The sequence below is a fragment of the Aneurinibacillus sp. REN35 genome (assembly GCF_041379945.2).
Taxonomy (GTDB): domain Bacteria; phylum Bacillota; class Bacilli; order Aneurinibacillales; family Aneurinibacillaceae; genus Aneurinibacillus.
On the sequence record NZ_JBFTXJ020000059.1, the window covers coordinates 1 to 229 of the forward strand.

The following is a 229-nucleotide window of genomic DNA, read 5'->3' on the forward strand; positions in this document are numbered from 1 at the left end:
GAATAAAATGGCTTTGCTACTCGTATTGGCAATCGGATTGACTTTCGTTATGACGGCATGTAGTTCCAAGGAAACCGCAGCCCCGAGCGTCGGCGCGTCCGAAGAAAGCACGATGGAGCATGCGACAATGGGCTCCGAAAGTCCTCCGGCTTCGAACCAGCCGGCAATGTCGCCGTCAGTTTCCCCGTCGGCTTCGCCGTCTAAGACGGAAGGACAAGAGGCATCGGCG

Annotated in this window: 1 protein-coding gene; it reads left to right on the top strand. The window is 56.8% G+C overall.

What is annotated here, in order from left to right:
* Positions 1-229: hypothetical protein (locus AB3351_RS23650; protein WP_371149558.1), on the top strand; the 229-nt coding region annotated here is incomplete at both ends.